11 protein-coding genes and 1 pseudogene are annotated in these 14,356 nt (G+C 40.8%); 4 read left to right on the forward strand and 8 right to left on the reverse strand.

What is annotated here, in order from left to right:
* Positions 1-151 precede the first annotated feature (151 nt).
* The gene (locus BMF77_RS03745; protein ID WP_148760765.1) at positions 152-781 is read left to right on the forward strand and encodes an NYN domain-containing protein; all 630 of its coding nucleotides are present in this window, start codon (positions 152-154) and stop codon (positions 779-781) included.
* Entirely contained in the window at positions 781-2,022 is a 1,242-nt protein-coding gene (gene lptC / locus BMF77_RS03750; RefSeq protein ID WP_210422294.1) for an LPS export ABC transporter periplasmic protein LptC, read from the forward strand. Before BMF77_RS03745 ends, lptC begins: the two co-directional genes overlap by 1 nt.
* Before the next feature lie 350 nt (positions 2,023-2,372).
* Here lptC and BMF77_RS03765 read toward each other — a convergent pair whose 3' ends face one another.
* The 3 genes from BMF77_RS03765 to trxA all read right to left on the reverse strand — a co-directional run bounded on the left by BMF77_RS03765 (position 2,373) and on the right by trxA (position 6,251).
* On the reverse strand, positions 2,373-3,692 hold the full coding sequence (locus BMF77_RS03765) for a D-alanyl-D-alanine carboxypeptidase (protein ID WP_148760767.1): 1,320 nt from the start codon (positions 3,690-3,692) through the stop codon (positions 2,373-2,375).
* 410 nt (positions 3,693-4,102) lie between these two features.
* Complete coding sequence (locus BMF77_RS03770) at positions 4,103-5,173, reverse strand: LOG family protein (RefSeq protein ID WP_148760769.1); 1,071 nt, start codon at positions 5,171-5,173, stop codon at positions 4,103-4,105.
* A gap of 754 nt (positions 5,174-5,927) precedes the next feature.
* Positions 5,928-6,251 carry a thioredoxin gene (gene trxA, locus BMF77_RS03775; protein ID WP_148760771.1) on the reverse strand — a complete coding sequence of 108 codons (324 nt, stop codon included), beginning with the start codon at positions 6,249-6,251 and terminating at the stop codon, positions 5,928-5,930.
* 481 nt (positions 6,252-6,732) lie between these two features.
* Between trxA and BMF77_RS03785 the strand changes: the two genes are divergently transcribed.
* Positions 6,733-6,897, forward strand: a complete 165-nt coding sequence (locus tag BMF77_RS03785; protein ID WP_235081958.1) for a hypothetical protein — start codon at positions 6,733-6,735, stop codon at positions 6,895-6,897.
* Between the two features lie 10 nt (positions 6,898-6,907).
* Here the strand turns inward: BMF77_RS03785 and BMF77_RS03790 are convergent, their stop codons facing one another.
* Entirely contained in the window at positions 6,908-8,071 is a 1,164-nt protein-coding gene (locus BMF77_RS03790) for a GuaB3 family IMP dehydrogenase-related protein (protein WP_148760773.1), read from the reverse strand.
* Between the two features lie 105 nt (positions 8,072-8,176).
* Complete coding sequence (locus tag BMF77_RS03795) at positions 8,177-8,710, reverse strand: YdcF family protein (RefSeq protein ID WP_148766786.1); 534 nt, start codon at positions 8,708-8,710, stop codon at positions 8,177-8,179.
* Positions 8,711-9,624: 914 nt separating this feature from the next.
* On the opposite strand from BMF77_RS03795, the gene arsS reads away from it, so the two are divergent.
* Positions 9,625-10,599 (forward strand): arsenosugar biosynthesis radical SAM (seleno)protein ArsS, encoded by a 975-nt coding sequence (arsS, locus tag BMF77_RS03800; RefSeq protein ID WP_148760775.1) that lies wholly within the window; start codon positions 9,625-9,627, stop codon positions 10,597-10,599.
* Positions 10,600-10,876: 277 nt separating this feature from the next.
* On the opposite strand, the pseudogene BMF77_RS03805 reads toward arsS, so the two are convergent.
* From BMF77_RS03805 to bchB, 3 genes and pseudogenes are all read right to left on the reverse strand, one after another.
* Positions 10,877-11,240: pseudogene (locus tag BMF77_RS03805) on the reverse strand (transposase); the annotation flags it as partial.
* A gap of 302 nt (positions 11,241-11,542) precedes the next feature.
* Complete coding sequence (bchL, locus tag BMF77_RS03810; protein WP_148760776.1) at positions 11,543-12,445, reverse strand: ferredoxin:protochlorophyllide reductase (ATP-dependent) iron-sulfur ATP-binding protein; 903 nt, start codon at positions 12,443-12,445, stop codon at positions 11,543-11,545.
* A gap of 66 nt (positions 12,446-12,511) precedes the next feature.
* Complete coding sequence (bchB, locus tag BMF77_RS03815; protein WP_148760777.1) at positions 12,512-14,209, reverse strand: ferredoxin:protochlorophyllide reductase (ATP-dependent) subunit B; 1,698 nt, start codon at positions 14,207-14,209, stop codon at positions 12,512-12,514.
* Between the last annotated feature and the right edge of the window lie 147 nt (positions 14,210-14,356).

The raw sequence follows: 14,356 nt of genomic DNA on the forward strand, positions 1-14,356 counted from the left end.
TAGATCAAGGAAGTAAATAATCAAAACAGTTTTACTGATGATTGAAGATTCCTGATGTATTAGCCCCGGAGACTTATCATTAGCAACTCTAATAAGCAGATAGTTAGAAATTTCTATCATCACAGGGATAACAACACAAGGTATGACAATAATGTTGAACAATTTTGAAAACGACTCAATATTTACGCCAGAACAAGTTTTGGAAAATCGGGGTCGGGTGGCTATCTTTATTGATGGCTCAAACTTATTTTATGCGGCGCTTCAACTGGGAATCGAAATTGATTATACTAAGTTATTGTGCCGTTTAACTGGTGGATCAAGGCTGTTACGCGCTTTTTTCTACACAGGTGTAGATCGGACAAATGAGAAGCAACAGGGCTTTTTGTTGTGGATGCGTCGCAATGGTTATCGAGTTATTGCTAAGGATTTGGTGCAATTACCAGATGGCTCTAAAAAAGCTAACTTAGATGTAGAAATAGCTGTTGATATGATGGCTTTGTGCGATTCCTATGATACCGCAGTTTTAGTCAGCGGTGACGGTGATTTGGCTTATGCTGTCAATTCTGTGAGCTATCGTGGTGTGAGGGTAGAGGTGGTGAGTTTGCGTTCTATGACTAGTGATAGTTTAATTAATGTGAGCGATCGCTATATTGATTTAGAAGCTATCAAAGAAGATATCCAAAAAACTCCCCGCCAAAGTTATCCATATCGGCCATTGTCTAGTATGGGCTTTTTAGACGATCATCGAGATAATAGTAGACATTTAGAAGTTCCAGAATAATGCAATATGCACAAGGTAGGGAGAATAGAAGACAAGATGCAAAACATCAAAGGGGATCTAAAAATCATTCTCCCCACTTCTATTCATTTTTTGGGTTGCGATTACCAACTAATTTGTTTTATCTGCCTTTGATCTTGTGTTTAGGTTTATGCTTGTCTGCTTGCGGTAATCCATCACCAACTCAATCAAAAACTGATAATCCATCTCCAAAGGAGGATGACACTAAGTTAACTTTTTTCGGTGTGGCTTTAGAACAGTTTGATGAGGTAGGGAGACCAATTTGGAAAGTTAAAGCCAAAGAAGCAAAATACACTACAGATAAGCAAATTGGTGAGGCAGAAAGTCCTCAAGGAGAACTTTACCAAGATGGAAAAGTTGTCTACCAAATTAAAGCAGATAAGGCTGATATTAAGCAAGATGGTAAGCAACTTTTTCTTAAAGGTAAAATTGTAGCTACCGATCCCCGCAATGGAATTGTTTTCCAAGGTAATGAGTTAGAATGGCGACCTCAAGAAGATTTATTGATTGTTCGCAATCAGTTAAATGGTAGTCATAAACAATTACAAGCTGTAGCTCAAGAAGCAAAGATCAAAACTCGTGAACAACGGGTAGAATTTTCAGGGGGAGTATTCGCAAAATCCACAGATCCACAGTTGCAAATGCGAACTGATCATTTAATGTGGCATATTAAGGAGGAGAAATTATTTAGCGATCGCCCAATCCAAATAGAAAGATATAAGGATAACAAAATCACTGGACGTGGTAACGGTAATGCCGCAGAAATTAATTTAAAAACTCAAATTGCCATTCTCCAACCACAGGCAAAATTAGAGTTATTAGATCCATTGATACAAATTATTAGTAACTCAATTACCTGGAATATTAAGAAAGAAAATATCACCACAAATTCTCCCATTCGGATATTCCAATCTGCTGAAAATGTCACTGTCACTGCTAATCAGGGACAAATGAAAATACCAGAAAATAAGGTATATCTCACTGGTAATGTGAATGCAGTTGGGCAACGTCGTCAGTCTTTAAAATCAAATCAACTTACTTGGTATTTAGATAAAAAATTGTTAGAAGCGCAGGGAAATATCGTTTATCGTCAAATTGAACCAAAATTAACTTTCCAAGGGGAAACAGCCGTCGGTAATTTAGAAACAGAAAATATTGTTGTCAAAGGTGGTAATTCTGGACGCAGAGTGGTAACAGAAATCATCCCCCAGGAAGGAAGGTAGGGGGAGTAGGGGGAGTAGGGGGAGTAGGGGGAGTAGGGGGAGTAGGGGGAGTAGGGGGAGTAGGGGGAGTAGGGGAGTAGGGGGAGTAGGAGGAGTAGGGGGAGTAGGGGAGAAATTATCTTCTTCTTCTCCCTTCTTCCTGACAACGAACAACGAACAACTGACAACTGTACGGGCGAAGCATTTGGAGAACTATTTTTGGCAATGACCGATAATTTATCTTCTAAATGCTTCGCCCCTACTAACAACTGACAACTGTACGGGCGAAGCATTTGGAGAACTATTTTTGGCAATGACCGATAATTTATCTTCCAAATGCTTCGCCCCTACTGACAACTGACAACTGACAACTAGCTTTTATACAAAACTTCATTGCGATTGGCTGCACCAAATTTCGGTAAAGAATTATCTAAATGAGGTGTGAGGGTAGCCGGAATATCAGTAGATACTTCTAATTCTTTTTCTAAATGTTGGAGAAGTTTATCTTGTTCAGTCCGAAAAGCTGATACATTTCCCCCACGATTGATAATTGTAAACCACACCAAACCGCGATCGCGTGTGGGGACAACTCCAGCTAAAGCACTAACATCATTGAGAGTACCGGTTTTCATCACAGTCGCTTTTGGCATATGTCGAGAATGTATTGTCCCTCGGTGGTCTAGTCCAGAGGTGGGAAATAAATCAGCCAAAGTCAACTGATAGGAACTAGCTTCCCGTTGCAATGCCATGAACATAGCACAAACACCTCTGGGAGAAATTCGATTTTCTTTCCCTAAACCAGAACCATTAATCAAGAGAATTTCTGACTGGGGGAATCTAGCAAGTTGGGATGCTGTGGTGCTAACTACATCTGCCCCTCCCACAGAATCCGCTAACATTTCCGCAATATCGTTATTACTGAAAACGTTCATTTCCTTAATGATTTTTTGCAAAGGTAAGGAAAGATGACGTACCAGTAAAGTTTGCCCAACTTTAGGTTGAGGGTCTACTTTAATATTACCAGCAATAATCACTTGGGGTTTAGGTGTTCCTTTCGGCATAATTGAGTATTGGAAAACCACAGAACGCGACCAAGTTTGGTGATTTAGTGCTTGTTTGAGTAATTGACCGGCAAGCAGGGGATGACGTTGGAAATTCATGGCAAAAGCCCCAGTAATTACCAGATTTCCCTTAACTTGCTTAATACCTATTTTATTCAGAGTATTTCCCAGAGCGATCGCTTCCTCCCCCACAAACATCGGGTCACCACTACCAGTAATCACCAAATCACCCTGCACCACCCCATTTACTAACGGTCCAGTGCTACTAACTAAAGTCTCAAATTGGTGATTGGGTCCCCAAGCTTTAAAAGCTACCAACGAAGTAGCAACTTTAGTTAAGGAAGCAGCGGATAAAGGTACAGTCCCTTGATGATTAGCCATTAGCATTGGTCCCGACTGCAACCAAATCCCCTGAGAGGACATGAGAGTTTGGTCAATTAATTTTGATGTGATTAAACCCTTGAGATATTCTTGGACTGTAATAGCACCTGCTGGGCTGGGATCAGGGACAAGAATCAAGTTAGAGCTACCTTGCCAAGCCAAGACACTCAAGGCTTCTAAGGGTTGAATTGGCACCTTAGCCATTTCTAGCCATAGAGAAAACAAACCTGATCCTAATAATTCCAGCATATTTAAATTCCTGTATTGGTTAATTGGTAAGAGTTTTCTTTAATTTCGTAAGCGTAAGCTATATTGTGAGACTATTTTTAACTTTTAATTCCCTCTTTTCTTAGCAACTTATACCAATATACGAGCCTGATTATATTTATCAGTATTGAGTCATAATAAAGTAATAATTCACCGAGTCAACAGAGTTAAGTTTCTCCCAAAATTATTACTTATGCAATACCTTGTCCATTTTTCGTAGGTTGGGTTAAGCGACAGCGCAACCCAACGGATCTGTTTGATTTAATGCTGATTGCTCTGCAACCCTAACGCGAACAACCCAACAAACCAAAAAAATGGCACAGGTATTCCCATAGTGCAAGTTTCATGTATTAGGAATAAAATATTTTGGCTAATTAATAACTTGGTATAGGTTACTTCCTTTCTGGATGTGCCAATTCCTCTGGAGTGGGAACACCCACCTGATTAATTACCCCAATCATTTGATATAAACGCCCTAAATCTCGTTGATTAAAATTTAAAACTAACCGAGGCAAATTAGATGTTTCATCTTGTTCTTCCTGTGGTAATGCTTGGCTTTTCACAATTTTACCTGTCAGCAAAATATCACGGAACTGAGTATTAAGTAATTCTACTTGAGCATCGGATAAATCTTCTTGCAACCGGATCACCAACTTGTCACCAACATAACGACTAGAATGATAAACTCGGTAAAATCCAGTAATAGCATTACAGGCAACTTCAAGATTATCTGTAATAGTGTACAAACTCGGATCATCTGGACTAACAAGCCCTGTTTTTACCAATTTCTCATCAATATATTGACTCCAAGAACGCCAATAATCACCCCCTGGTTGATCAATTAACACCAAAGGAACTGGACCAAATTTACCTGTTTGGCTCAATGTCATACATTCAAAAGCCTCATCTTGAGTGCCAAAACCACCAGGAAATAAAGCCACAGCATCACTTTCTTTCAGAAGAAATAACTTGCGAGTAAAGAAGTATTTAAAATTAATTAGTTTAGCATCACCTTCAATAATTGGGTTAGCTTGTTGCTCAAAAGGTAACTGAATATTTAAACCAAAGGAATTTTCCCTCCCAGCGCCTTCTTGACCAGCTTGCATAATCCCACCACCACCACCTGTCATAATCATAAATCCTAGTGCAGAAACAGCCCGACTAAATTGCAGAGCCATTTGATATGCTGGTGTATCTGGTGCTAGACGCGCTGAACCAAAAATAGTAATTTTCCGCACATGACGGTAGTTATAAAATAACTGGAAACCACATTCCATATCTGCTAAGGCAGCAGATAATATTTTCCAATCAAGACGTTCAATGTCACTATCAGCAAGACGCAAAATTGTGGTGAGTGATTGCTGAATAAATTGCCGATGTTTTAGTGTCGGTAAACGGTCTATTAATTCCGCAATATCCGCTTGAAGAGAATCTAATGAAGAAAAGGACGCTTCAGAGGTCATACTTACTGCCGCAATAATGGCATTATATTTTAACCAAAGTTGCTAATACAGTAAAGGGTAGGTCAACTAACAATAATTAAAAATCCCTAAAGGGCTGATGTAATATGCTTTTTGACGTTTGCCTCACCGTACTAGCAACTTACGTTATTTTACATGATACTTCCTATATTGACCGTAATTATTACAATACAGGCTTCTCAGTAACTAAGCTTTACTTGACTAACAATCACAACGGAAATGTCCGAAAGTGTTACTGAAACCAGGCTTTTTCTATTATTTAAGAAATATAGGCAAAGCAACATTTTCGTCCCTTGACACTCCCCGCGATAAATCGACGGGGATTCTTGGTTCAACGAGACCACTTAAACTAGGTTCCTTGCGTTACCTAGCGAGCGAGGTGGGACTCTCCCCAAGCGTTAACTTTGGGTATGCCCTACCCTAGTTGCATTGCTGCAAGTCCTGTTTAGTTTGAAACAAATAGTTCAAAAATCTGAGTCGTCACGCTCGGTATAAATCTTTTACCTACTGCTAGGAGGAAAACGTGAACAATGCAGTAGAACCGCATAGATTTAATTGTCAAGGTTCAGGTGTCTTTCAACGACAAGGTTTTTTAAGTGGTTGATTACCTTTCCACTATCATTAGTATAGTGTATTGGTACACTAATTAATTGAAAGCCGTCGGAGAACGACGGGGCTTTAAACCCAATTTTTCGGTAAATGAATAACTCAAGGAGAGTTTGTTGTCTATTGGGCTTCAAAGATACTTTTCCAAAGTGGTAGCTAAAGTGGTTTTAGGTACAGCACCGACAACCATATCTACCTTGTCTCCATCTTTGAAAATCATTAATGTAGGAATACTGCGAATACCGTACTGACTAGCAATATTCGGATTTTCATCAGTATTGACTTTCACAACCTTAATTTGTCCTTCGTACTGCTCGGCAATTTCTTCGACAACAGGAGCTACCATACGACATGGACCACACCAAGGGGCCCAAAAATCAACTAATACGGGAACTTCACTTTCGAGGACATCTACCTTAAAACTTGCTTCTGTAACGTTTGTCGCTGCTGACATACCTAAAAACCTTTACATGAGATATTTCTGAGCTTGGTGAAAATTCTACCATAGCAAAAACATCCTCTTAGAGATAAAGGATATACATTTGCAAAAAAACTAGAAAACTAATGCCGACCATAAGGAACCGCCCGAACATTAGTCCGGGCGGAGTGTGGTGTGAGGAGTGAACGGAAACATTTGTCTCCGCCACCTCTATTGTAGGCTAGATATGTGATTTTTCCAGTCATTCTCAAAGTTGTTGTTAGTAGGGGCGAAGCATTTGGAAGATAAATTATCGGTCATTGCCAAAAATAGTTCTCCAAATGCTTCGCCCGTACAGTTGTTAGTTGTTAGTAGGGGCGAAGCATTTGGAAGATAAATTATCGGTCATTGCCAAAAATAGTTCTCCAAATGCTTCGCCCGTACAGTTGTTAGTTGTTAGTAGGGGCGAAGCATTTGGAAGATAAATTATCGGTCATTGCCAAAAATAGTTCTCCAAATGCTTCGCCCGTACAGTTGTCAGTTGTTAGTAGGGGCGAAGCATTTGGAAGATAAATTATCGGTCATTGCCAAAAATAGTTCTCCAAATGCTTCGCCCGTACAGTTGTCCGTTGTCCGTTGTGATGACCCACTGACCACTGACCACTCGACCACTGACCACTGACACGAATGAGTTATTTACCCATACCTAACTGTTGGGCTTTTTGGTAAACCTTACCTTCGGTCAGTAGAGAAGGAGCAATGACAACTTCAACTTGCTGCATTTCCTTAATGTTTTTAGCGCCTAAAGTTCCCATACTGGTCTTTAAAGCTCCTAAAAGATTATGAGTACCATCATCCAAGCCGGCTGGACCTGTGAGTATTTGTTCTAGAGTTCCAGTTGTACCTACGCGAATCCGAGTCCCTCGCGGTAATATCGGGCTGGGAGTTGCCATACCCCAGTGATAACCACGCCCAGGGGCTTGGGCGGCTCTGGCAAATGGAGAGCCAATCATCACAGCGTCAGCACCACAGGCGATACATTTACAGATGTCTCCTCCGGTGATTAAACCACCGTCAGCGATGATAGGGATATATTTCCCAGTTTCCCGATAATAATCGTCTCTAGCGGCCGTACAATCAGCGATCGCTGTAGCTTGGGGTACGCCTACACCCAGCACTCCACGGGAAGTACAAGCAGCACCAGGTCCAATACCCACTAAAACCGCGGCTGCACCAGCTTTCATCAACTCCAAGGTGACTTCATAGGTAACGCAATTTCCTAATGCCACAGGGATGGGCATAGAACGGCAAAATTCCGCCAAATCAAGGGGAGTGATAGATTCTGGCGATAGGTGATTAGTAGAAACTACTGTAGCTTGGATAAAAAATAAATCTGCTCCAGCTTTAGCTACAATTTCACCATATTTGCTTGCCCCGGCTGGAGTTGTGCTAACTGCCGCAATACCGCCTTGTTGTTTAATTTCCTGAATACGTTTTTCAATTAATTCCGGCTTTATTGGTTCAGCATACAATTCTTGCATCAGACTGACAAATTCTTCTTTGCCGACGGAGGCAATCCGATCTAAAATCGGTTCGGGGTCAGCATAGCGAGTTTGGATACCCTCTAAATTAATTACTCCCAATGCCCCCAATTGGGACAAGCGAACAGCCGTTTTTACATCAACGACACCATCCATTGCACTGGCAATAATGGGGATTTCTCGCTCAATATTGCCAATTTTCCACTTGGTATCAGTTAAACTCGGATCGAGAGTTCTGTTACCAGGGACTAAAGCAATTTCATCAATTCCATAGGCTCGACGCGCCACTTTTCCCCGCCCAAGTTGAATTTCCACGCTTTAACTTCTCTCAAAACTGTTTAAGCTAGGGTATCAAATTGTGGTGATATTGGGAATTGGGAACAATTGAAAATTTTTAATTTTTCATTCGGTTCTGATGTTCTAGGGTTTATTTTTATTAGCATAATTAGCACCTGTATAACCTGTGGCTACCCAAATAACTGCCCTAGCACCATCCCTAAGAGATTTTTCAATCGGTTCTGGTGAATTTGCTGAAGGAACTGATAGGGGTTTAAAATTCATGCCTCGACTACCTAAAACAATTTCACCAACGATGCAAGCACGACGCATATGAAAGTCAGATGTAATTAAATAAACACTTTTGATGCCACGAGATTGCAATTCATCCACTATGGTAGTAAAATTAGTAACCGTGTCTACAGCTTCATAGTCCAAGTTTAAACGTCGGGGCTCAATTCCTGCATTAGCAAATATTTTTTTAGTATGCTGAGGTGGACTGCCCCCAGAAATCCAAATGGGTATATTGGGATATTGGTGGGCTAACTTGGCTGTAAACTTTTCTCTTTCTAGTAAGCGAGTAGAACCGCCTAAAACTAATATTGCTTGTGGTTGTACAAATTGGTTTTGTACTGCCTTGCACCCCCACCAGATGAATAAGGGGAGGAGACAGGCCATAACCCTCACAGATTTCCCTGTCAAAAGTAGCTTATTCAAGGCTCTATAGGTATGTCTATTCGGACTAGAGTTTTCTTTAAAAATCAGCACAATAACGCACAGGGATGATGGTTAGTATAAGTTTTTGCGAACTATATCTAGAAAAAAGTTGGTAACGTTGCAATCATAGTAACTGAATCTACGTCGCTGTAATTTCTGCCATATCCTAAACTATCTGAGAAAATTAATCAAAGGTGTCTCACCACTCATTGACAACATAATTTTTAGGTTTACTATAAGACCTAACACGCCTAAGAATTTTAATTAGTGTAACTGCTTGCTATATGTGACATTGATTTATTTGTTTTCACAAACATAATTTTCAATTCTTAATGAATACAATTAGGAAAGAATACATAAATCTTTATATTTACCTTCAAAGTGATCGCTTTTGCTAGTAATATTAAGTAGCTAGTACCGCAGGGCGGAAGTCAAAAGTCAAAACTAATATACAGTAGGCTTTTTGGCGGTTGAATATGGTTGCTTTATTTACGCCGTTATGTACTAGCAAAACGCCACCTCGTCAAACGATTATTGATGGAGAGGTGGAAGCAGCGAAACTTTAGAACAAGAAACAAAGGCTTGGTATATTCAACGCAATCATTCACAAAAATCTGTAGATTGGTAGTTTACAACCGCGGATGCCCGTATCCGTCTCAAGCGTCTTTATCCACAAATAGAAAACTGACAGACCACTAGCTGAGGTTTCGCGCAAAGAGGCAAAGGAGCAAAGACGCAAAGCAAGAAAACTCTCGTTCCCAGTCTCTGACTGGGAATGTCATCTTAGATGCTCTACCTCCAGGTATAATAGGTCCAGAAGTGTTGAATGATTTTTAAAACATCCTCTTATAGAAATTCGTGCTAGAGATGCTTCTATGATTACACCTTTTTTTCAAAAGCTAAATTCACCTTTAACAAAAAAGCAAATTAACGTTTTACAAATTAATTTGGGAAAGCGTTGTAATTTAGCTTGTAACCATTGCCATGTAGAAGCTAGTCCTAAAAGGACTGAAGAACTAACACTGGAAACCTGTCAACAGTTAATTGATTTAATTGGGAAATTTCCCGAAATCAAAATTGTTGATTTGACTGGTGGCGCACCAGAAATGAATTATGGTTTTAAGCCATTGGTAGAAGCTGCTATAAAGGCAGGTAAACAGGTAATTGTGAGATCAAACTTAACAATCTATTTTGTGGAGGGATTTGAATATTTACCAGATTTTTTTGCTCAACATCAAGTTAGAATTGTGGCTTCTCTTCCCTGTTATTTAGCAGATAATGTGGATAAAATGCGGGGAAATGGTGTTTTTGATCAATCCATTAAAGCTTTGCAATGGTTGAATAAAATTGGTTATGGTCAAAACCCAAATTTAGTTTTAGATTTGGTGTACAATCCTCCATTACCAAATAGTGAAAATTTTTCTTTAACTCCCGAACAGGAAAATTTAGAAAAGGCTTATAAAACCTTTTTGGCAGAAAATTTTGATATTCGATTTAATCATCTTTTCACCATTACTAATATACCTGTAGGGAGAACCAAGTTTTATTTAGAAAGAAAACAGCTTTATTTTAGCTATTTACATTTTTTAGAGTCTCACTTTAACCCCAACACAATTGATGGTTTAATGTGTCGTGAGCAACTTTCTGTTGATTACTTAGGGAATATTTATGATTGTGACTTTAATCAAATGATGAATTTACCTGCAAAAACTAGCAATGGTGAAAAGTTGACGGTGAGCGAATTATTAGAAATTGGTAGTTTAGATATAATTAATGAAATCCAAACTGCTGAATATTGCTATGGTTGTACTGCAGGGTGTGGTTCTAGTTGTGGTGGTGCTATAGTATAAATTCACAAAAGTTAAGAATATCTATATGTCATGAAAAAATTACTTTGTAAAGAAATTTGCAGTAGTTGAACTTCTAATTTTTAGATGCAGTAAGATGAAATAAGAGTTAAGTCTCCTCACACCACATTTTTTGTTAAGCCGTGAATTTATTTTTTCACGGTTTTTATTTTTTTATGGCTAAGTTAAAATCAAAAATCTCAAAAATGGTATAATTTGGGTTGATAATTAGGGCTTGCTGAAAAAGTGGAGAAAGGCAAGAAAAAAGATAACTAAGTAATTAGGCAACAGTAAATATAAGTTTTTGTTGTTTGAATTTTTGCAAAATATAACTTTTGCTAATAAAATCAGAGAAAAAAGACGTTATTTGCAAAAATTGCCATAAAAATCCCCGAAAAAACCTTGATAGCAAGGTAGAAAGATTCATAACTAAAAAAGTAATAGCAATCTTCTGTCAGAGAGGTATGAGGAAGTTTAGCCATGACTCTTCCCAATCTAAATCTTCGTTTACCTTGCCCGAATTTGCCCTCAATACAGTTACGAATCCCTTCATCATCAGCGGCTTGTTTCTTTGTTTCTGGACTGACATTTTTGGGTGGTCTTCCTAACGGTGGACCACTAATTCTAATTCCTCTTTCTTTACACCCCACATTCCGCACCCTCAACTGTCACATATCAAAAAAGCCTAGTAAGTAGTACATAATAACTAAGGATAATTCCTAGATGAAGTTTTTACCCATTTTAACTCTTTTTCTTGCACCTTTTCATCTTCTATCCCCCTCAAGTCATTGATTTGTCACGGTTCTATGTTTATTCAGCAAGCTCTACTATAGTGGCTTTTAGTTAAGTATGACACAAAAAATGCAGGTGCAATTCATGGATTACGCCTGCATTTTTTCGTTAAATTCCAAATCAAAAAGCCTTCGCTTAGTGAGTTTTTTGATGATTAGTCAAAACCTAGTAGATCAAAAATTTCGCGATCCTTGAGGGGTTGAGCATACAAGGGTGTCGCATCTTCAAGCATCCCTTTCGCCAGCTTGAGATATTCTTGCTGTACTTCCAGAACCTCAGGATCAGGCTCCATTTCAAACACAGTACATTTTTTCAAACGACTGCGGCGAATTGCGTCAACGGTGCGGAAATGGGCAAGGGTTTTCAAGCCAACGCGATCGTTAAACTTGTCAATTTGATCAGTTCCTTCGCTACGGTTAGCGATGATGCCACCGAGGCGAACGCGATAGTTTTTCGCCTTCGATTGGATGGCGGCGACAATGCGATTCATGGCGAAGATCGAGTCAAAATCGTTAGCAGTAACGATCAAGCAGTAATGAGCATGTTGCAAAGGAGCCGCAAAGCCACCACAAACCACGTCGCCAAGTACATCGAAAATCACAACATCGGTGTCTTCGAGCAAGTGATGTTCTTTGAGCAGCTTCACGGTTTGACCTGTGACATAGCCACCACAGCCAGTACCTGCGGGAGGTCCACCAGCTTCAATACACATTACGCCGTTATAACCTTCAAACATGAAGTCATCGGTTTGCAACTCTTCGGAATGGAAGTCAACGGTTTCGAGAACATCGATGACCGTGGGAACCATTCTTTTGGTGAGTGTAAAGGTGCTGTCATGCTTAGGATCGCAACCAATTTGCAATACCCGTTTACCGAGGTGCGAGAATGCTGCGGATAGATTGGAGGATGTTGTCGATTTACCGATACCGCCTTTGCCATAAACGGCGATAACTAAAGCACCTTCAATTACCATTGATGGATCTTGGAATACCTGAACGCTACCTTCTGATTCTTCGCATTTGGTAACTGATGGTGGATGTGATGTTAAAACTGTCAAAATAGACTCCTAATATAAATAATTTTTTTGCTCCCCCTCTCCCATAGGGAGAGGGGGCTGGAGGTTTTACTTGCCGATCGCTGCTTTTGCTTCGTAGAGAGTTTCTGAAGTAATCGAGGTGATCCCGCGATCGCTGGCAAATTTCTCGGTATTGCGCTTGATTTTGCCGCGGACAAAGAAGGGGATTTTCTTTAGCTCGGCTTCACCGTCCGCACTCCAAGAGACTCCTTCAAGGGCTTCCGCTAGGGGCGTGAGAATAACTTGATCGGAATTATTGGAGAGAGTATTGGTGAGATTACTGATAGAGGCGATCGCCTGTTCGGGAGATCTGGACTCTAGGGCGCGTGATTCTTGCGATGGGGCAGTATGCAGATGGCTCATGTGACCTTCGGCAAACTCGAAATCTTCTTTGAACATGCCAATTAAATGTTCTTCCAGACCCATCATCAAGGGATGTACCCAGCTATCAAAAATCACATTCGCACCTTCCCAACCCATTTGGGGTGAGTAACGCGCAGGCACATCTTGAACGTGAATCGGTGCAGAAATTACCGCGCAAGGGATACCCAAGCGTTTGGCAATATGTCGTTCCATCTGAGTGCCAAGCACTAGTTCTGGAGCGGCTTCGGCAACCTTGGCTTCGACAGCTAAATAGTCATCACTAATCACGGCTTCGAGTCCATGTTTCTTGGCAACTTCGCGGACTTCCCGCGCAAATTCACGGCTATAGGTTCCAATCCCGACAAGGGTAAAGCCTAATTCTTCCGTAGCAATTCTGGCGGCGGCGAGAGCGTGGGTGGCATCACCAAAGATGAAAACGCGCTTACCTGTTAAATAGGTAGAGTCAACTGATCGCGAATACCAAGGAAGTCGAGAAGCATTAGGATTAGCGGCAGTAGAAATACGCGCTGCATCCCAGTTTCCCAACGTGTCAGACTGCGATCGCGCTAGAGCGTCACTCACATCAATATCGGCAACCTTGCCAATTTCAGCAATAAAATCACGGGTTGCACCGACACCAATGGGAACGGTCTTGATCACAGGCTGTCCGAAACTACGGGTGAGCCAAGTACAAGTTGTCAGGGCAATTTCGGGATAGAGGCAAATATTAAAATCCGCATCAGGAATCCGCTTCAATTCATCGGGAGTCGATCCCATCGGGGCGATCACATTCACATCTACGCCGATCTCAGCAAGTAACTTCACGACTTCGCGAATATCGTCACGACAACGAAATCCTAGCGCTGTGGGACCAATGATGTTCGCTTGAGGACGAATCTGGGGATCGCGTTTAGGTCTTGGTGTATTCGGTGGCGGAACCACAGGTAATAGTAGCGTGCGGACTAGGTGATACAGCGTTTCGCTTGCGCCCCAATTTTCCTTTTTGGAATAAGCGGGTAATTCCAAACTCACGACTGGGATCGGCAATCCCATACTTTTTGCTAATGAGCCTGGTTGATCTTGAATCAGTTCGGCTGTACAGCTTTCACCAACGAGCATCACTTGTGGCTTAAAGCGATCGTAGGCATCTTTAACAGAAGTCTTAACCATTTCGGCAGTATCACCGCCAAGATCGCGAGCCTGAAAAGTTGTATAGGTGACAGGCGGACGGCGATCGCGTCTTTCGATCATCGTAAATAGTAAGTCAGCATAGGTGTCGCCCTGGGGCGCATGAAGCACATAATGCACTCCTTCCATAGCTGTCGCGATTCGCATAGCCCCGACATGGGGAGGACCTTCGTAAGTCCAGAGAGTTAGTTCCATAGGTTATACTGAACACGGTTTAATTATTTGATTCTATAGGGTTTAGTAGTGCTAAACCCCTGCACATCTAGGGTTTTTGTGATTCTCTAAAAGTCCATATTTTAGCCGTGGTTAGTATATGTCAATATAAAAAAATCAATAAGAATG

Origin of the sequence: Dolichospermum sp. UHCC 0315A (assembly GCF_008121535.1) — a bacterium.
In the GTDB taxonomy this organism is placed as follows: Bacteria; Cyanobacteriota; Cyanobacteriia; order Cyanobacteriales; family Nostocaceae; genus Dolichospermum; species Dolichospermum lemmermannii.